Origin of the sequence: Stappia sp. BW2, from assembly GCF_008107695.1 — a bacterium.
Classification (GTDB): domain Bacteria; phylum Pseudomonadota; class Alphaproteobacteria; order Rhizobiales; family Stappiaceae; genus Roseibium.
Window position 1 is genome coordinate 112,079 of sequence record NZ_VIRG01000066.1, and the last position, 18,698, is coordinate 130,776.

Genomic DNA, 18,698 nt, shown 5'->3' on the forward strand with positions numbered 1-18,698 from the left:
AGAGATATTCTGGCTGGCAGCCGGCAAAAGCCGGCCGCACCTTCCCCACTCAGCCCCGTTTTCGCTTCGGAGCGTAAGGGTTCTCGCCTTTGCGGTAGGACAGGCGAATGGGGGTCCCGTTAATATTGAAGGTCTGGCGCAGTGCATTGACCAGATAACGGGTGTAGCTTTCCGGCAATTGCTCCGGACGCGAACAAAACACGACAAAATGCGGTGGCCGCGTCTTGGGCTGGGTCATGTAGCGCAGGCGCACCCGGCGCCCGGCAACGGCGGGAGGCGGATGGTTCGCCGTGACCTTGTCCAGCCACCGGTTCAGCTTCGAGGTCGAGACACGCGAATTCCAGGCTTCGTAGGCGGTAAAGACGCTTTCAATGAGGCGATCAATCCCCTGCCCCTGCTGGCCGGACAACGTGGCGATCTGAACACCGCGGATCTGGTTGAAATACCGCTCGTTGGCGTCCTTGATCTTTTTCCAGGCTTCTTCCCGGTCTTCGATCAGATCCCATTTGTTGATCGCGATCACCAGCGCACGGCCTTCGCGTGCAACCAGATCGATGATCTGCAAGTCCTGTTTCTCAAAGGACATGGTGGCGTCCAGTGTGACGACGACCACTTCGGCGAACTTGATCGCGCGCAGGGCATCAGCAACGGAAAGCTTCTCCAGCTTTTCCTGCACACGCGCCTTTCTGCGGATCCCGGCCGTATCGAAAAGCTTGATATGCCGATCCCGCCAGACCCAGTCTACGGAAATGGAATCGCGCGTGATGCCCGCTTCCGGTCCCGTGAGCATACGGTCTTCGCCCAGCATGCGGTTGATCAGCGTGGACTTGCCCGCATTTGGACGGCCAACGATGGCAACACGCAGGGGCCGTTCAGCGGTCCCGACCGGATCTTCTTCCTCGACGAACTCACCGTCTTCGTCGACATCGACATTGGTGATCGCCTCTTCGCGCTTGGCGTCTTCTTCTTCCGTTACCCGGTCGACATGAGGTTTCAGCGCGTCATAGAGATCGGCAAGTCCTTCGCCATGTTCGGCGGAGATTGCAATCGGATCGCCCAGGCCAAGCGAATAGGATTCGTAAAGCCCGCTCTGCCCGGCCCGGCCTTCGGCCTTGTTGGCCAGCAGGATCACCGGACGGGTGGTCTTGCGCGCAACTTCGGCGAAATGGGCATCGAGCGGCGTGACGCCGGCACGGGCATCGATCACGAACAGAACGGCATCGGCGGTTTCCACCGCTTCCTCTGTCTGCCGGCGCATGCGGCCTTCAAGGGACTCCTTGTCCGCATCTTCGAGACCGGCGGTGTCGATGATCGTGAAGCGCAAGTCGCCCAAACGGGCATCGCCCGGCCGCCGGTCACGCGTCACACCAGGTGTGTCGTCAACCAGCGCCAGGCGCTTGCCCACAAGGCGATTGAACAGGGTGGACTTGCCGACATTCGGCCGTCCGATAATGGCGACAGTAGCGCCCACAGCAATTTCTCCTGATAGGCGGGCCTCTTCTGGCCCAGCCTCAAATGCTAGTTGAAGGCAGCGACGCCGTCATTGCCAGTCAGCACGATAATCCTGCCCCCGGCGACGATCGGTGTCACATAGACATCCGTATTGGTCCGCTGCGTCAACATGGTTTTACCGGAAGCGGCATCCACGATTGCGATCTGGCCGTCGCTGGAAAAGGCAACCAGTGCCCCGTTCGCCAGGATCGGGCCAGCCCAGTTGCGGCGCTTCTTCTTCTTTTCCGGGCGCGGCAAGGCCGTTGCCCAGAGGGTTTCCCCGTTTTTCAGATTGAGGGCGACCATGCGGTCGTCAAGATCAACCATGAACAACGTGCTGCCGGAGACAACCGGCGTATGCACGCTGCCGAGATTCTGTTCCCAGCGGCGCTGGCCCGTGCGGGCATCCACCGCAACCGTACGACCGGCAACGCCGGTGGCGTAAACCGTGTTGCCGGCGACAACCGGGCTCGCCGACACATCCGCAAGACCGGACAATGCAAGCGTCCTGAAGCCGCGCGACACGCCGTCGATCCAGGCCGGTTCGCCCGACTTGATGTCGATGGCCATGATCTCACCGGAGGAGAACGGCACAATGACACGGTTGCCGGAAATGGCCGGATTGGCTGCAGACAGCAGGCCAGCGGTTTCCTCGATGCCTGCATAGGACCAGGCAACGCTACCGTCAGACTGTTTCAGCGCATAGACTTCGTTTGACTGGGTCACGACAATGACATGCCCGGCGCCGGCAACAGGTGCGCCACGCGCCGGTGTGTCGATGTCGACCTTCCAGATTTCCCGGCCGGAGCCTGCTTCAAGCGCCGCGACCTGGCGATAGCTGGTAGCCGCGTAGACAACGCCGCCTTCAACCGCGACACCGCCGCCGGGCCCGACATCCCTCTCGCCTTCCGGACGCAGGTTCTGGGTCCACTGGCGCGCGCCACCCGTCGAAAGGGCAACAACTTCACCATTGGGCTTGTAGATGTAGATGCGGCTGCCATCGCTGACTGGGCGGGACGACACCCGGAGTGCGGATGTCGTCAGTCCACCGCCGGACGAGCCGACCTGGGCACGCCAGGCACGGTTGCCGGAAACGGATATGGCGACGTTGCCCGGATCGTTGGTCAGGCCACCACCGGCCGTTGTCCAAGACTGACCGCCTGTCGCCGCGCCGATCTTGGCAGTCTGACCAAGTGCTTCGGCTGCCGGATCGGCGCCGTCGAACACAGGCTGACGCTCACCCTTGAGGATCTTCTCGCGGGAGAACGGGTTGATATTCTCGGTAAACTCGCTGACCGACCCACACCCTGTCAGGAGGAGAGACAGCGCAATTGCGCCAAAAACACCGCGTCTGCGGAAAGAAACGGTTACAAAACTCACTGGTTGTTTCCTTCACTGTCCGCTTTGGCTTCGCCGTTGCTGGACCGGATGACATCACCAAGGATCGACACGCGCCGACTTACGTCCGCAGGCGTTTCAGGATCCTCTTCAATTGCTGAAATCCAATTTTTGGCAGTCTCGATATCGCCTGACTTCCAGGCACTTAGAGCGAGAAGTTCACGTGCCGCTGCACGGAACGGACCGGCATCACCGGTCAGTTTCTCGATCCGGTCGGCGATATCGCCATAGGATTGGGTATCGACGGCAAGGTAAGCGGCGCGCAAGGCCGCGACATCCCGCAGGGCTTCCATGATGCTGCTGTCGCGTGACATGGCATCGAACTCTGCGAGTGCTTCTTCAGTCTTGCCGGAATTGGACAGATCGGTGGCCTGGCGCAGTCTCGAAAGAGCGGGGTATCCGCCCAGAGCATCGTCCAGTTCTCCGTAGAGAGCTGCTGCTTCTTCGTAGTTCTGGGCTTCGGACAGCTTCACGGCTTCGAAGAACTTATCGCCCGCGGTCTGTGACTGCTGTTCCTGCCAGTAGAGCCAGCCGCGATAGCCGCCGGTGCCTACAACGATCAAGACCGCAACGCCAAGCACCCACGGACCGAACCGGTCCCAAAGCCGACGGTATTTCTCCTGGCGGATATCTTCATCGACTTCACGAAAAATGTCAGACATGCGTGTCTATTTCCTGCATTCACTTCTGCGGCCCGGCACGTCTGGCCGAGCGTGGCCCCTTCATGAGTGGCGCACATTATCCATTTGATCCGGCTCGGGCAATTCCCTGAAGGGGCTTTAAACGGCCCTTCGTGGCGCAAGTGGGGCAATCCGGCAGGAAATGCCGGATTTCTAACGTAATTTCAAGCACTGCGGCGGCTATCACATCACCGGTACGCCGATCAACAGCGCGTGCAGTTTCCAGACGAACAGTCCGTAGAGAACGAGACCCAGCAGAATCACAACAACGTCGGCGTATTTTCCAGGCTTTGCCGACGCCAATGCACCGATCTGCCCTGCCCCCGGCCCACGGCGCTTGACCGAAATCCGGTCGGCCACTGCCCAGGCAAGAAAACTGCCGAAAAGAAGCACCGACGCCAGATCCCCGTTGGCGAGCAAGTGAGCAAACGCCCACAGCTTAACCGCCACCAGCATCGGATGTTTCATGACCGTCTTGATCCGGGAAGGCACATAGGCCGCCACCAGGAAAATGAACACGGGCACCATCAAAAGCATGGTGACGTGACGCAGCCAGAACGGCGGGTCATAGAGCAGCGGAGGCCCCTGGAAGCGGGCCGCACCATAGCCAAAGACGATCAGGCCCAGACCAACGAACGACAAGAGCGTGTAAAGCCCCTTGTAGGGGACCTCGCCAAGCCCGGAGACCAGCCGGTTGCGCGTTGCCGGAAACATCGGCAGCGTGTGAATTCCCAAAAACAGCACCAGGCCGGCGATCAACAAGGCCATACCCGCTCTCCCTCTTTTGCCCACAGACGGGCGTTCGCCCTCGATATCCAGGCGTCCCTCGCCGCGAAGATAGGAGGCTGACGAAGCCGCCGCAACCGGCTTCAGGCAAGCAACTTGCCTGCCTCTGCGGCCCCAAGGGCTTGCGGGCGGCTGGCCTGATACTCAATGCCCACGAAAGTTCCTGTTTCGGCCGATTTCAGAATGGACACCATGACATCAACCGCGTGCTGGGCCCGTTCGAGAGAACAGCGGAACTCGCCCTCGTCATCCTTGAGGATCGACTGGACCATATCAGCCAGACCTGCCGAGCGGTAGTTGGCGCGCGGCGTGCCGTTGTCATTGACATTCGCCGATCCGAAGGGATGCATCTCGCCATCGAGTGGCCTTGATGTTCCGTCTTCGGCAGCCAGACTTACCTCCCCGCCGAAAAAATTCGGATCCGCAAGAAAGAGAGAGCCCCTGGTTCCATAAAGCTCCATCGGCTGGTGCTTGTGTGCCAGAACATCCCAACTGGCCGTCAGCGTCACCTTGGCACCTGTCTGGAATTCCAGGATGGCATGGATCGTGGTCGGGGTGGTGACGTCGATCTTTTCGCCTTTTCGAGCACCACTCCCAATCGTTCTGGTCTTGAACGGCATGCCCGCCATGGCGCACACGCGCTTGACCGGACCGATCAGATTGAGAAGTGCAGCGATATAATACGGTCCGAGATCGAGGATCGGGCCGCCACCGGGTTTGTAGAAAAAATCGGGATTGGGGTGCCAGTGCTCCATGCCGTGGCTCATGACATGACATGTTCCACCGACGATCTCGCCAACCAGCCCCTCGTCCACCGCCTTGCGGGCAATCTGATGCGCCCCGCCCAGAAACGTATCCGGCGCGCATCCGACCTTGAGGTGTTTCTTGCGGGCGATATCAGCAAGCGCCTGTCCGTCCTTGATCGACAAGGCCAGTGGTTTTTCGGAATAGACGTGTTTGCCGTGCGCCAGAATTTCGTGGGACACAAGATAATGGGCATCAGGAACGGTGAGATTGACGATCAGATCAATGTCATCAGCAAGAAGCAGATCGTGCACGGTGAGTGCACGCACGCCATATTGAGACCCACGTGCTTCCGCTGCGTCGCGGTTCAAATCCGCACAGGCCCTGATTTCAAGGCCGTTGAACCTCGGCGCCAGCTCAAAGTAGGTCTTTGAGATAGTGCCGCATCCGATAATTCCGATGCCCAAACTGTCTGCCATGAACATCTCCCAAGAATCGATGCAGACATCCTAGGGCAAAGACCGTGTCCAGGAAATCGACTGGATGCCGGGACGTGCGGCGCGGATCAATTCGGTACGGCGCACTGCCTGCAAGTGCCGCGCAGTTCGATAGTCGTCCGGGACAGCTGAAAGCCTTCGCTCTTTGTCCAGTCCCTTAGCAGGGACATGGCCTTGTCCGGCGTAAACTCACTGACGACACCACATTTTTCGCAGATGGCGAAAGCTGCCGTGCCATGGCTTGAGCAGCCCTTGTGCGAACAGGCGACGAAAGCATTCAGGCTTTCCAAGCGGTGGACCATTCCGTATTCCACCAGCTTGTCGAGTGCCCGGTAGACCTGGAGCGGCGCACGGAACCCGCTGTCGCGCAACAGATCCAGAATCGCATAAGCCGTCAGAGGTCCGCCAGCGTCCGACAATGAGCCGAACACCAGGGCCTGGTTCTTGGTCAGGTCGGGATGTGTCTCAACGCTCACGGACGATCTCCTTTCGTACTTGATGTCACCCTTCTCACGATTTGCACACCCGGGACAAGGCTGACGACAAAAAGCGCCATTGCCGCAACGACAATGGAGGGCCCCGACGGCGTATCGTAGTTCAGTGAACTGTAGAGCCCGCCGACGACGGCGGCAGCTCCGATCAAGGCGGCGATGACGGCCATCTGCTCCGGTGATGCTGAAAAGCGGCGCGCGGTAGCAGCCGGAATAATCAAAAGCGCGGTGATCAGCAGCGCCCCTATGATCTTGAGCGAGATGGCGATGACGATGGCCGTCAGCAGCGTGAAGATGAGCTCTGTGTGTTCGGGCTTAAGGCCCTCCCCCGCGGCAAGGTCGGGGCTGACGGTTGCGGCGAACAGGCGGCGCCAGATGATCACCAGAACGGCAAGCACCAGCGCGCCGCCGCCGTAGATCATGGCAATGTCCAAAGGTGTTACAGCCAGAATGTCGCCAAACAGCAAGCCCAGCAAATCGACCCGCACCCAGGTCATGAAGGCAAGGCACACCAGGCCCAGAGCCAGCGCGGAATGGGACAACAGGCCAAGCAACGCGTCGGAAGAAAGCGTATCGCTGCGCCGCAGGGCCATCAGCACGATTGCAAGAAGGATCGAAACGGCTCCAACCGCCAGGGTGGTGTTGACGTTGAGGAGCAGCGACAGGGCCACTCCCAGCAGAGCCGCATGGGACAGTGTATCGCCGAAGTAGGCCATTCGCCGCCAGATGATGAAACAGCCAAGAGGACCGGCAACAAGGGCTACACCAATGCCGGCGATCAGCGCACGGGTGAAAAAATCATCCAGCATTTCGAATGCCGCCCTCTTTTTCCGCCGACGCGTCGCCGTGCGAAGGGTGATGGTGCTCGCCAGAACAGGAGGAACACTCGGAACCATCGGCGTGACGCACTTTTCCGTCGGGCAGATGCACATGGTCGTGATGGTGTTCGTACACCGCAATCGCTGCATTGCGCCGGTTGCCGAACAGCGCATGATACCGGTCGTCGCGGCTGACATCCGAGGGTGTCCCACGGCAGCAGACATGGCCGTTGAGGCAAATGACCTGATCCGCCGCCGCCATCACCACATGAAGATCGTGCGAGATCATTAGAATGCCGCAGCCGAGCGTTTTGCGGATTTCGGAAATGAGATCGTAAATCGCGATCTCGCCGGCATAATCCACACCTTGCACCGGTTCGTCCAACACCAGCAGGCCGGGATTGCGGGCAATCGCACGTGCCAGCATGACGCGCTGCATTTCTCCGCCGGAGAGCGTGCGCATCTGCGATGTCATCAGCCTTTCGGCACCCGTGCGGGCCAGCGCCGCGCGGCACTCGGCGTCTGACAAGGAATTGGTGAGACGCATGAACCGGGCAACTGTCAGCGGCAAAGTCCAGTCTATGGCGAGTTTCTGGGGCACATAGCTGACTGTCAGACCGGGTTTGCGGTCAGCGCGGCCTTCGCTCGGGTTCAGGATACCGAGGGCCATTTTGGCCGTGGTCGACTTGCCGGAGCCGTTGGGGCCGATCAGCGTCACGATTTCACCGGGCGAGACTGAAAGATCAACACCGCGCACGAGCCAATCACCGCCCTTGCGAATGCCGGCACGGTCCAGCTGAACAAGCCTGGTGTCTGAATTTGTCATAGTCCTGAAAGCCTGCTGCGCTCAATGGGAACCAACGCCCCGGCGTTACGTTATTACGTATGTAGCGTTCAAGCCACTTGCTTGCAACTTGTCCCTCGGCTGAATATCACTCAGTGCAAGCGTGATTTGCCCGCGAGAGCCTCATTTACAGAAGCAGCACAGGAACCAAAACATGATTTTCCCTTGTATTTTGTCTGGCGGTGTCGGTTCGCGGCTGTGGCCGCTGTCACGCACCGACCGGCCAAAACAGTTTTTGCCACTTTTTGGCGGGGAAAGTCTCTTTCAGAAGACCTGCAAGCGGGTCAACCATCCTGATTTTGCCGCTCCCATAGTTATCGGCAGCAACGCGCACCGTTTTCTCATCGGGGAACAGCTCAACGAACTTGGACTGGAAGCCCTGTCAATCCTGCTGGAACCGGTCGGACGCAACACCGCCCCGCCTGCCCTGATCGCCGCTCTGATCGCCGCTGAAACGGCCCCCGACGCCCTTATCCTGCTTCTGCCGTCCGACCATCTGATCCGCAAGGAAGATGTCTTCCTGCAGGCCGTCCAGCAGGCCCAGGAAGCAGCCCGGGCGGGCAAGATCGTTACCTTCGGCATTCAGCCCAGCGAAGCCAACACCGGCTACGGCTATATCAAAGTGGCGGGCGGATCGGAGCCCGTGAGGCCAGTGGAGGCCTTCGTCGAAAAGCCAGATCAGGAGCGGGCCGATGCCTTCCTGGAGGATGGCAGTTACGTCTGGAACGCCGGCATCTTTCTTTATGCGGCCACGACCATGGTCGACGCTTTCAAGCAGCACCAGCCGGACCTCTACGAGCAAATCGTCGACGTCATGAAGACACGGCACGGAGATCTCGATTTCACCCGGCTTGACCAGGAAGCCTTCGAAGCGATGGATAATATTTCCATTGACTACGCGATCATGGAAAAGGCCGACAACGTTGTTTGCGCCCCGGTTTCACCGCAATGGGACGACCTGGGGTCCTGGTCTGCCATCTGGACGGTGCTGGACAAGGATGCCCAGGGCAATGCCGGACTGGGTGATGCACGCTTTCTCGACAGCGACAATTGCCTGGCCTACGCCGAACGCGGCCTTGTGTCCGTCATCGGGCTTGAAGACGTGATGGTGATCGCAACCACCGACAGCGTCCTTGTTGCCCACAAGGACAACGCTCAGGACGTCAAGACCGTGGTGGAACAGCTTAAGGCGGAAGGCAGGCACGAGGTTGACCGGCATCCACGGTCCTACCGCCCGTGGGGCTACACGGAACGGATCAACGCCGGAGACCGTTTTGCCGTGCAGTCCATGATGATCAAGCCAGGCAAGAGGCTGAGCCTGCAAAGTCACCTTCACCGGACAGAGCACTGGGTGGTGGTGTCTGGTACACTCGAAATCACGATCAACGGAGAAACCAGGCTGCTGAGTGAAAACCAGTCCGCCTATGTGCCCCTCGGGGCGCGACACACGCTGCATAATCCAGGCAAGATCCCGGTACGGATGATCGAGGTGCAGTCCGGAACCTATTTGCAGGAAGACGATATCCGGCGCCATTCGGAAACATCACAAACTTAGCTATTCCTCACATATTTACGTGATGTGTCTTTGCCTTGATAAATGCTTTACGGCAAGATTTCATCCAAATCGGACTTTCTCCAAACGCCGTTCTCACTGCCACGGACAGGAATTCACCCATGCACCATGTCTTCATCTGCGATTATGTCCGCACTCCCATCGGACGCTATGGAGGCATGCTGTCCTCAGTCCGCGCCGACGATCTTGGCGCAATTCCGATCAATGCGCTGATGGAGCGCAATCCGGATACGGACTGGGCGGAGGTAGACGACGTTTTTTATGGCTGCGCCAACCAGGCCGGTGAAGACAATCGCAACGTCGCGCGCATGTCGGCACTGCTGGCTGGTCTGCCAGACACCGTTCCGGGCCTGACACTCAACCGGCTTTGCGGCTCGGGAATGGATGCGGTGATCACTGCGGCACGGGCAATCAAGGCAGGCGAAATCGATCTGGCCATTGCCGGCGGTGTGGAAAGCATGTCTCGTGCGCCCTTCGTGATGCCGAAGGCCGAGGCAGCCTATTCCCGGTCAGCTGACATTTTCGACACGACCATCGGCTGGCGGTTCGTCAATCCACTTCTCAAACGCCAGTATGGGATCGATTCCATGCCCGAAACGGCAGAGAACGTTGCCGAACAGTTTCAGATTTCACGCGAGGACCAGGACGCCTTCGCTCTGCGCAGCCAGCAGCGGGCTGCCGCGGCTCAGAAATCCGGCCGTTTCGCAGAAGAAATCGTGCCGGTCATGATCCCGCAGCGCAAGGGCGATCCTATCCTGGTGGACAAGGACGAACACCCCAGAACCACAACACTGGAGTCACTCGCAGCGTTGAGGACACCGTTCCGGGAAAACGGCTCGGTGACCGCAGGCAACGCCTCGGGCGTGAATGATGGCGCAGCCGCGTTGCTTATTGCCTCTGAAGCTGCGGTGGAAAAACACAATCTTACGCCGATTGCCCGCGTCGTTGGCGGGGCAACCGCCGGTGTACCACCGCGAATCATGGGCATTGGTCCGGCTCCGGCGACGCGCAAGCTCTGCGCACGCCTGGGCATTGCGCTACCGGAATTCGACGTGATCGAACTCAACGAGGCCTTCGCCGCACAAGGTATTGCCGTGATGCGGGACCTTGGTCTGCCCGAGGAAAGCGATATCCTCAATCCGAACGGCGGGGCGATCGCCCTCGGCCATCCGCTGGGGATGTCTGGTGCCAGAATTACCGGAACAGCGGCACTGGAACTGAAAAAGCGTGGCGGAAACCTGGCGCTTGCGACCATGTGCATCGGTGTCGGTCAGGGCATTGCGCTGGCCCTGGCGGCTGCCTGAAGCCTTTCGTTTCGAAATCAGATCGATATTGAAACGAGATGGCCCTCTCCCGGACGCGGGTGCGGGCCAGACCTGACCGGGACTGGACGATCTTGGTCGGTCGGGAGCCCTGTGCGCGAGGAATGTCCCGCCTGCGTCCGCTGCTCCAGCCTGTCATTGACGTCGTCGAGTTGATCGGCCAGCCGCTCGAATAGCAGACTGGGCATACGCAGCGTCGCAACATAGTAGGAAACAGCCTCATCCGCGGCTTCCCGCAGATCCACTTCACGGATTTCGCGATAGGCATTTTTCGCCATCACCTGAAGCTCGACAGCATCTTCAACCAGAGGGCGCGCCAACTCTGCTGCCCTTTGCGGGTTGCTTGCGACCCATAAGGCAGCAGACGCTGAAAGACTTGTGAAAACAAATATGTGCAAGTTCCGAACCAGAAATCGCATTACAACCCCAACAATTGATTAACAAAGCGTTAAACTACCATTGGTCGTATAAGAAACCTCAGAGGGCTGCAACCTGACCTTGCAGAAATGACATGTTTTTCGCTGTCGATGGTTAATGGCGGCGTCTGTCGCGGGGACTTGCGCTGGCCTCCTCGATTTCGTGTCGTTTAATGGCTCAGGAGGCACCGCAGGTCCGTTGATTGCAACTTCAGACGGATGCATCGGGAGCAGAGGAATGAGACCCTGCCCGTTTTTCATGTAGGTAATTGAATGTATGTAAAATTTTACAAGACGTATTACCGGGGCTTTATACCCTGCGGCTGTATAGCCTCTGCATCAAAACGGAGGATGTCATGATCGAAAGGACCGGTGAGATGAGGCTCTCATCCCTCGGGATGCTGCTACTTCTAGCAGCTGCGGCCATGACCTTGTTTGCTGATCTTGGATCAAAGCCAACGGCGTCTGCCAAGACGACGTCAGTCTACCAGCAACTTGCTCATTGACCGTTTACGCAAGGTGTCGAACCGCCTGAAACGGTTCACCGACGCAGATCGTGCCTGTATCCGGCTTTTGCGGGAACCGGCACGGGCTTCAATTGTCCGGTGAATAACACAGGCGGTCTGCGCCTTGCGCCCCCACCCTTGCCATTTCCATTTTGACCGCCTTGGCCCAGCAGCATGATAGCTGAGCCCATGACAACGGATCCAAGGGTTATGAACAGACCGAATGCCAGCATGATTACCGGCAGCACGGGATCTTCAGCAGACATTACCAGAACCCTCAGATTACCGATATTGCCAAGAAAGATGCCCCCGAGAACGAGTCCGGCTATTGCCGTTCCTGCGAGGCCATTGACCGCAAGCAGACGGAACAGCGGGTCACGCGGAAGCTTCGGGCGAACCAGGGCCTTTATTGACGTCTTCATGCCGAACACTCCCTGTGGTTCCAATTCAGTTGCGTTGTCATGCCAGCCTAGCGTCGATCGTCACCTGGCAACAAGCTGTCAAATAGACCGAATTGGATAAATTTGAAGGTCAGCTCATGGTTTGTTCATCTTCAAGCCGGGAATTGTGCAGCGCACTCTTGATTACCAATAGGGAAGCATATATTTGTTCGATATATCGGACCAACATATGACTTCTCACGAAGCTGCTTGTATCATCCAGATCGCAACCAGGCTCGTAGGAAGGCTGTCATGCCAGGAGGACGCCCTCCAGGCGCGGAGTGGTGAATGAGTGTACGCAGCCTCTGTCTTGCGATCCTGTCTTTTGGAGATGCCACCGGATACGAAATCCGGAAGGAATCAACCGAAGGCCGGTTCAGCTATTTCGACGATGCGAGCTTCGGCTCCATCTATCCGGCATTGGCGCGCCTGGAGTCTGAAGGGTTCGTGACCGTGCGCGAGGAACCGCAAGCAGGCAAGCCCGCCCGGAAGGTCTATTCCATAACCGATGCCGGCCGTGAGGACTTCATCCACTCCCTGTGCGATCCCCAGGCTCCGGATACCTTCAAGTCTCCCTTTCTGCTCATAGCTCTCAATGCCGCGCAGCTACCTCCCGAGGTGATCCGCCGGGCGGTCGAGCGGCGAAAGGCGCAGGTAGAAGCCGAGTTGCGCCTGCTGACAGACAACGAAAAAGACCAGGTAATCGCCCACCCCGGATCCAAATGGACGCGTGACTACGGGATTGCCTGCATGAAATTCAATCTCGCCTATCTGGAAGACCATGGCGAGACCTTGATCAAGATTGCCGAAGAAGCGGTACAGCCGGTTGCGGCGGCCGCTGAGTAAGCGAGACCTTTCGGAGCTTTAGATAAATGCGAGTAAAGTTTTCCTACCTCCTGGCGACCGGCATTGCTGCGGGTATCGGATTCTGGATGTATAGCGGCACGGTTGTTGTCGGCGGTGTCGGCGACAGCGAGCACTCAACCCCGCCGCCTGCCCTACGGGTCAGCCAGGCCACCGATGAAACGTTTCGGGTTCAGGTTCAGCGTCTTGTAGCGCAGGACCGGCGGGCCGTTCTGGAGGTGCGCGGTCGCACCGAGGCGGAAGCCAAGGTCGCCGTCAGGTCCAAGACAACGGACGATGTCGTGGAACGCCCGGCACAGGAAGGCGCTCATGTTGCTGCCGGGGATGTGCTGTGCGTCCTCGACAAGGGCTCGCGGGAGTCGCGCATTCTGGAGGCCAAGGCAGCGCTGGCTCAGGCGGAACTGGATCATGAGGCGGCAACGCAGCTGAACAGCAAGGGCTTTACCGCCCAAACCCGTGTGGCGGCCCTGCAGGCTCAGCTCGATGCCGCCAAGGCACGCCTCATAGAAGCCGAACAGGAGTTGGAGCACACGGTCATTCGCTCGCCGATTGGCGGTGTCATCCAGAGCCCGATGGCTGAAATCGGTGGCCAGCTAGAGCAAGGCGGCATCTGCGCGACCGTTGTCGATTCTGATCCAATGATTGCCATCGGCGAAGTCTCGGAACTCAATATCTCCGAAATTACGCTGAACATGCCGGCAACGGTTACCCTCGTGACGGGAGAAACGCTCAGCGGCAAGGTTCGTTACATCTCGCCGACCGCAAATCCGGATACGAAAACCTTCCGCATCGAGGTCGAGCTGCCTAATCCCGACGGCAAGGCCAGGGATGGCGTTACGGCGGTCACAAAACTGGAGCTGGCGGCAGAAAAGGCGCACAAGATTTCGCCCGCCATCCTGACCCTCAATGATGCGGGCCAGGTGGGCATTCGCGCAGTCGACGAAAACAACAAGACCGTCTTCTACCCGGTCAAGGTGCTGGGCGGAGATCAGGACGGAATGTGGGTTGGCGGACTTCCCCATGAGGTCGTCGCCATCACTGTTGGGCAGGAATACGTCTCGGATGGAGAGCTCGTTCAACCGGTCTTTGAGACGGCAGAGGTGAGCCAATGATAGACATGCTCGAAGGCGTCCTTCGGCGCCCCAAGACGGTATTCGTGTTGATGCTGGCGCTGATTGTCGCCGGTGTGGCCACCTATATCTCGATCCCGAAGGAAGCCAGTCCGGACATTGATCTGCCGATCTTCTATATTTCGATCACCCAGCAGGGCATTTCTCCGGAAGATTCCGAGCGCCTGCTCGTGCGGCCGATGGAAACGGAATTGCGCGGCCTTGACGGGTTGAAGGAAATCACCGCGATCGCCGCCGAAAGTCATGCCGGCATCGTGCTGGAGTTCGACATCTCGTTCAACAAGGACGAGGCGCTGGCGGACGTGCGAGACAAGGTCGACCAGGCCAAGAGCAAGCTGCCGGAAGAGGCCGAAGAGCCGACGATCACGGAGATGAACTTCGCGCTTGCGCCGACCATGATCATCGCGCTGTCCGGCAACGTGCCGGAACGCACGCTCTACAAGCATGCCCGGCGACTCAAGGACGAGATCGAGGCCATCGACACCGTACGGTCTGCGGATCTGACCGGACACCGCGAAGAGTTGCTGGAAGTCCTGATCGACACCCAGAAACTGGAATCGTACTCGATCACCCAGCAGGAGCTGCTGAACTCCCTGCAGCTGAACAACCAGCTTGTTCCCGCCGGATTTATCGACGGTGGCAAGGGTCGGTTCAACGTGAAGGTTCCCGGCCTCGTCGAGACGGCGGAAGATGTCTACACGCTACCGCTGAAACAAAGCGGTGAAGGTGTTGTGACGCTTGCGGATGTCGCCGAGATCCGGCGTACCTTCAAGGACCCCAACGCCTATACGCGCGTCAACGGCAACCCGGCCATCGCGCTGCAGGTCGTCAAGCGTATCGGAACCAACATTATCGAGAACAACGCGGCAGTCCGTGAAGTTGTCGAACATGCTTCCAAGGACTGGCCGGAAACCATTCGCGTCGACATGATGCTGGACCAGTCCAACAACATCTACGAAGTGCTCGGCTCGCTGCAGTCGTCGATCCTGACCGCGATCTTCCTGGTAATGATCCTGGTTCTGGCGGCGCTTGGAATGCGGTCGGCCCTGCTTGTCGGGCTGGCGATCCCAACCTCCTTCATGGTCGGCTTCCTGATCCTCGGCGGGGTCGGTTATACGGTCAACAACATGGTCATGTTCGGTCTCGTGCTGACCGTGGGGCTTCTGGTCGACGGCGCCATCGTGATGACCGAATATGCGGACCGCAAGATCCAGGAAGGCATGGAGGACCGCGAGGCTTACATCCGCGCCGCTAAGCTGATGTTCTGGCCCATCGTCTCCTCGACGGCGACCACGCTGGTGGCGTTCCTGCCAATGCTGCTCTGGCCGGGTGTTGCCGGCGAGTTCATGAGCTACCTGCCGATCATGGTGATCATCGTCCTGACGGCCTCGCTGTTCACCGCAATGGTGTTCCTGCCGGTGACAGGTGGCATCCTGGCGCAGCTATCGCATTTCCTCGACCGATATGCCGCAGTGCTTTTGGCGCTAACATTTGGTGTCATGGTCGGCGTCATCGTGGCACTCGGTCCGTTCGTTCCGATGGTCCTGGAAGGCGCCGTGCCCGCAGGCGTTGCTTTCGGCATTGCTATCGCGTGCGGGCTGGTGGCCCTCGTCCTCGTCGCCTTCGTCTCCTACAAGCTGCTGCGCCCCTATGTGCGCTGGTCGCAGGCGCGTGCTGCCAAACGGGCTGCACTCGACCGGGCCGAGGCAGCCACGCTTTCCGGCTCCGAAGCGTTCGACGTCAGGAAGGTGCGCGGATTTACGGGTGTCTATGTGCGCATCCTGAAGATGTTTGCAGGCAATCCGTTCGGAAACATCGCCGCCATCGCGCTGCTGATCGGCAGCTGCGCGGCGATTTTCCTTGCGTTCGCGGCAAACCCGACCGGTGTTCAGTTCTTCATTGATGAAGAACCGGAACAGGCAGTGGTTCTGGTTTCCGGTCGCGGCAACATGTCGGCTGCGGAAGCCCGCGATCTCGTCGTGCAGGTAGAAGACAGGGTCCTGTCCATTCCGGGTGTCGACAACGTCATCACCAACGCGTTCACACCCGGTGGCTCTTCCGGCGGCCCGTCCGTCGGCGACGTTCAGGACAAGCCCGCGGACGTGATGGGCGAGATCAACATCGAACTTGCAGACTTCTGCTGCCGCCGGGTGGCGAAGGAAATCTTCGCCGACATTCGTGACGCAACCAGCGACCTCCCCGGCATCAAGGTGGAGACCCGCAAGATCGAAGGCGGTCCCCCAACGGGCAAGGACGTCCAGCTGGAGATCAAGTCGACCGACTACAACGACATGGTTGCCGCTGTCGCCCGCATTCGCGAGCATGTCAACGGCATGGACACGCTGATGAACCAGGAGGACGACCGTCCCCTGCCCGGCATCGAATGGCAGATCTCCATCGACCGGGAGCAGGCCGGCCGCTACCAGGCGAGCATTGCCTCCGTCGGCAACATGGTTCAGCTTGTCACCAACGGCGTCCTGATCGGTACCTATCGTCCTGGTGACAGCGAGGACGAGGTGGACATTCGTGTGCGCCTGCCGGAAAATGAGCGGAGCATTGACCGGTTCGACCAGCTTCGCCTGCAGACGCCGCTCGGGCTTGTGCCGCTGGCGAATTTCATCAGCCGCCAACCGGCCCAGAAGGTGTCGGAGATCGTGCGCCGCGACGGGCTCTATTCCATGTTCGTGAAGGCGGCAGTGAACCCGGAAAGCGGTTCCAACCCGACAGAACAGGTTGCCGCGCTCCAGAAATGGCTGGATACGCAGGAATGGCCTGCAAACGTCTTCCTGAAGTTCCGCGGTGCGGATGAGGACCAGCAGGAATCTGGCGAGTTCCTGGTCAAGGCGATGGTGGCATCACTGTTCCTGATGTTCCTGATCCTGCTGACCCAATTCAACTCGTTCTACCAGACCATCCTGACGCTCTCGACGGTGATCCTGTCGGTGTTCGGTGTGTTGCTCGGTATGCTCGTAACCAATCAGCCATTCTCGATCATCATGACCGGGACCGGGGTTGTTGCGCTTGCCGGCATCGTGGTCAACAACGCCATCGTCCTGATCGACACCTACAACAGGTTTCTTGAAGATGGCCTTGAACCCGTGGATGCGATCCTGAAAACATCCGCCCAGCGTATCCGTCCGATCCTGTTGACAACGATCACGACCATTGCCGGCCTGGTGCCCATGGCCACCATGATCAACTTCGATTTCTTCAATCAGGTGACCTCATTCGGCGGCATCACGGCGGTCTGGTGGGTGCAGCTCGCAACAGCGGTGATCTCCGGTCTCGCCTTCTCTACGCTGCTGACGCTGCTGATGATCCCGGTCATGATCGCAGTGCCGAGTGTGTGGGCTGGCGTCTTCCGCAAAACCGTCGCCTACTTCCGGTCCAAGTCTGGAAAAGGCACAGCGGAAGAAACTCCGGAACCGGTGGCTTTCGGCGATCAGGCCGAACAGCGCCCGGCAGCAAAGGTGGTGTCCATGCCATCGCCTTCGCAGCCGAAAGCTCCTCCGCAGGAGGATCTTCCGCACGCAGCGGAATGATCCAAGAACCTTCGTCAAAAGGCCGCCGGTTTCTGGCGGCCTTTTTCGTTGACGGAAAATCCGGGTTTCAAAGTCCGAACAAACCGTCTCCCCTTGAACTTCTGCTTTCGCGGTCATATAGTTGCAACATACAACTATATAGGTCTACGCATGTCCCAGCATTCCCCCACCCTTGTCAGCGATATCCGTGCAGCGTCCCGCCAACTGGTCCGCGAATTCGGTTTTCTGGACAAGACCATCGCCGGCACCGACCTGTCAGGCTCAGGCGTCCATGCGATGATGGAGATCGGTTTGAACCCCGGCATTACCGCCAAGGAAATCTCGACAAGACTCAAACTCGAGAAATCGACAATCAGCCGCTTGCTGAAGTCACTGGAAGCACGCGGCGAAATCACGCAAACGCGGTCTGACAGTGATGGCCGATCGTTTGGCCTGAACCTGACGGAAGCCGGAAAGGCGACTTTTTCAAAAATTGACCGCTATGGCGACGCTCAAGCCCGAAGGGCTCTCGGCCGGATCAATGGCGACAAGGCGCAGGAAATTTGCGACGCCATGTCCGCCTATGCTGAGGCTCTTGCCATCCCGCAGGAAGCGCAAGCCGAACATCAGCCGCAATTCTCCATCGCCGAGGGCTATCAAACCGGGATGATCGGGGACATCGCCAGCATGCATGCCCGCACCCACGGCCACATCATCGGCATGGGCCCGACCTTTGAAAGCGTGGTTTCAAAAGCCATGGCCGAATTCATGCCGCGGGTCGACAATCCCATGAACAACAGCTGGAGCGTGCTGGAGAACGGGGCTGTCATCGGATCGATCACCATTGACGGTGAAGATCTCGGCAACAACATCGCCCATCTGCGTTGGTTCATCCTGTCGGAACGCCTGCGTGGTAAGGGACTGGGAAGAGCCCTTCTCCAGAAAGCCCTCGATCATTCGGACGGCCTCGGGTTCGACGAAATCCACCTGTGGACGCTGAAGGGTCTCGACGCGGCGCGTATGCTTTACGAAAAAAACGGCTTCACCCTTGCTGAGGAATACGTCGGTGACCAGTGGGGTAAGTCCGTCACGGAACAGAAATTCATAAGGGTGCGTCCAAAGTGAATGTGCCGCTCGCGGATGTTCCCTGCGACTGAGCGCATTTCAACCTGTCAGC

General features: G+C 59.1%; 16 protein-coding genes. 6 read left to right on the forward strand and 10 right to left on the reverse strand.

What is annotated here, in order from left to right; all coding sequences use genetic code 11:
* Window positions 1-49: 49 nt before the first annotated feature.
* The 8 genes from der to FMN63_RS12065 form a co-directional block, all read right to left on the reverse strand.
* Complete coding sequence (gene der / locus FMN63_RS12030; protein ID WP_148584218.1) at window positions 50-1,471, reverse strand: ribosome biogenesis GTPase Der; 1,422 nt, start codon at window positions 1,469-1,471, stop codon at window positions 50-52.
* Between the two features lie 47 nt (window positions 1,472-1,518).
* Window positions 1,519-2,871 (reverse strand): outer membrane protein assembly factor BamB family protein, encoded by a 1,353-nt coding sequence (locus FMN63_RS12035; protein WP_148584219.1) that lies wholly within the window; start codon window positions 2,869-2,871, stop codon window positions 1,519-1,521.
* Window positions 2,868-3,551, reverse strand: coding sequence for a tetratricopeptide repeat protein (locus FMN63_RS12040; RefSeq protein ID WP_148584220.1), 684 nt, complete (start codon window positions 3,549-3,551; stop codon window positions 2,868-2,870). Before FMN63_RS12040 ends, FMN63_RS12035 begins: the two co-directional genes overlap by 4 nt.
* A 201-nt stretch (window positions 3,552-3,752) precedes the next feature.
* A complete protein-coding gene (locus FMN63_RS12045; protein ID WP_148584221.1) occupies window positions 3,753-4,337 on the reverse strand; it encodes an NnrU family protein in 585 nt (194 codons plus the stop codon).
* A gap of 101 nt (window positions 4,338-4,438) precedes the next feature.
* Complete coding sequence (locus FMN63_RS12050) at window positions 4,439-5,578, reverse strand: Gfo/Idh/MocA family protein (RefSeq protein ID WP_162530034.1); 1,140 nt, start codon at window positions 5,576-5,578, stop codon at window positions 4,439-4,441.
* A gap of 86 nt (window positions 5,579-5,664) precedes the next feature.
* Window positions 5,665-6,072 (reverse strand): Fur family transcriptional regulator, encoded by a 408-nt coding sequence (locus tag FMN63_RS12055; protein WP_148584223.1) that lies wholly within the window; start codon window positions 6,070-6,072, stop codon window positions 5,665-5,667.
* Window positions 6,069-6,896, reverse strand: a complete 828-nt coding sequence (znuB, locus tag FMN63_RS12060) for a zinc ABC transporter permease subunit ZnuB (RefSeq protein ID WP_148584224.1) — start codon at window positions 6,894-6,896, stop codon at window positions 6,069-6,071. Before znuB ends, FMN63_RS12055 begins: the two co-directional genes overlap by 4 nt.
* Entirely contained in the window at window positions 6,886-7,731 is an 846-nt protein-coding gene (locus tag FMN63_RS12065) for an ATP-binding cassette domain-containing protein (RefSeq protein ID WP_148584225.1), read from the reverse strand. The genes znuB and FMN63_RS12065 overlap by 11 nt, the downstream gene beginning before the upstream one ends.
* A gap of 172 nt (window positions 7,732-7,903) precedes the next feature.
* Here FMN63_RS12065 and FMN63_RS12070 point away from each other — a divergent pair, with 172 nt between their 5' ends.
* Entirely contained in the window at window positions 7,904-9,304 is a 1,401-nt protein-coding gene (locus FMN63_RS12070) for a mannose-1-phosphate guanylyltransferase/mannose-6-phosphate isomerase (protein ID WP_148584226.1), read from the forward strand.
* Window positions 9,305-9,423: 119 nt separating this feature from the next.
* Window positions 9,424-10,626, forward strand: a complete 1,203-nt coding sequence (pcaF, locus tag FMN63_RS12075) for a 3-oxoadipyl-CoA thiolase (protein WP_148584227.1) — start codon at window positions 9,424-9,426, stop codon at window positions 10,624-10,626.
* A gap of 17 nt (window positions 10,627-10,643) precedes the next feature.
* On the opposite strand, the gene FMN63_RS12080 is transcribed toward pcaF, so the two are convergent.
* Both FMN63_RS12080 and FMN63_RS12085 read right to left on the reverse strand, forming a co-directional pair.
* Entirely contained in the window at window positions 10,644-10,964 is a 321-nt protein-coding gene (locus FMN63_RS12080; protein ID WP_148584228.1) for a hypothetical protein, read from the reverse strand.
* Window positions 10,965-11,601: 637 nt separating this feature from the next.
* Window positions 11,602-11,988, reverse strand: coding sequence for a hypothetical protein (locus tag FMN63_RS12085; protein WP_148584229.1), 387 nt, complete (start codon window positions 11,986-11,988; stop codon window positions 11,602-11,604).
* A 306-nt stretch (window positions 11,989-12,294) separates the two neighbouring features.
* Between FMN63_RS12085 and FMN63_RS12090 the strand changes: the two genes are divergently transcribed.
* The 4 genes from FMN63_RS12090 to FMN63_RS12105 all read left to right on the forward strand — a co-directional run bounded on the left by FMN63_RS12090 (window position 12,295) and on the right by FMN63_RS12105 (window position 18,646).
* Window positions 12,295-12,852: a helix-turn-helix transcriptional regulator gene (locus FMN63_RS12090; RefSeq protein WP_148584230.1), complete on the forward strand. Its 558-nt coding sequence runs from the start codon at window positions 12,295-12,297 to the stop codon at window positions 12,850-12,852.
* Window positions 12,853-12,878: 26 nt separating this feature from the next.
* Entirely contained in the window at window positions 12,879-13,982 is a 1,104-nt protein-coding gene (locus tag FMN63_RS12095) for an efflux RND transporter periplasmic adaptor subunit (protein WP_148584231.1), read from the forward strand.
* Entirely contained in the window at window positions 13,979-17,542 is a 3,564-nt protein-coding gene (locus tag FMN63_RS12100; protein WP_148584232.1) for an efflux RND transporter permease subunit, read from the forward strand. Before FMN63_RS12095 ends, FMN63_RS12100 begins: the two co-directional genes overlap by 4 nt.
* Before the next feature lie 150 nt (window positions 17,543-17,692).
* Window positions 17,693-18,646: a helix-turn-helix domain-containing GNAT family N-acetyltransferase gene (locus FMN63_RS12105; RefSeq protein WP_148584233.1), complete on the forward strand. Its 954-nt coding sequence runs from the start codon at window positions 17,693-17,695 to the stop codon at window positions 18,644-18,646.
* Window positions 18,647-18,698 lie beyond the last annotated feature (52 nt).

Coding starts and splice junctions, on each gene's coding strand:
- FMN63_RS12040 (WP_148584220.1), bottom strand. CDS start 3,551: ATGTCTGACATTTTTCGTGAAGTCGATGAAGATATCCGCCAGGAGAAA.
- FMN63_RS12045 (WP_148584221.1), bottom strand. CDS start 4,337: ATGGCCTTGTTGATCGCCGGCCTGGTGCTGTTTTTGGGAATTCACACG.
- FMN63_RS12050 (WP_162530034.1), bottom strand. CDS start 5,578: ATGGCAGACAGTTTGGGCATCGGAATTATCGGATGCGGCACTATCTCA.
- znuB (WP_148584224.1), bottom strand. CDS start 6,896: ATGCTGGATGATTTTTTCACCCGTGCGCTGATCGCCGGCATTGGTGTA.
- FMN63_RS12065 (WP_148584225.1), bottom strand. CDS start 7,731: ATGACAAATTCAGACACCAGGCTTGTTCAGCTGGACCGTGCCGGCATT.
- FMN63_RS12070 (WP_148584226.1), top strand. CDS start 7,904: ATGATTTTCCCTTGTATTTTGTCTGGCGGTGTCGGTTCGCGGCTGTGG.
- pcaF (WP_148584227.1), top strand. CDS start 9,424: ATGCACCATGTCTTCATCTGCGATTATGTCCGCACTCCCATCGGACGC.
- FMN63_RS12085 (WP_148584229.1), bottom strand. CDS start 11,988: ATGAAGACGTCAATAAAGGCCCTGGTTCGCCCGAAGCTTCCGCGTGAC.
- FMN63_RS12090 (WP_148584230.1), top strand. CDS start 12,295: ATGAGTGTACGCAGCCTCTGTCTTGCGATCCTGTCTTTTGGAGATGCC.
- FMN63_RS12095 (WP_148584231.1), top strand. CDS start 12,879: ATGCGAGTAAAGTTTTCCTACCTCCTGGCGACCGGCATTGCTGCGGGT.
- FMN63_RS12100 (WP_148584232.1), top strand. CDS start 13,979: ATGATAGACATGCTCGAAGGCGTCCTTCGGCGCCCCAAGACGGTATTC.
- FMN63_RS12105 (WP_148584233.1), top strand. CDS start 17,693: ATGTCCCAGCATTCCCCCACCCTTGTCAGCGATATCCGTGCAGCGTCC.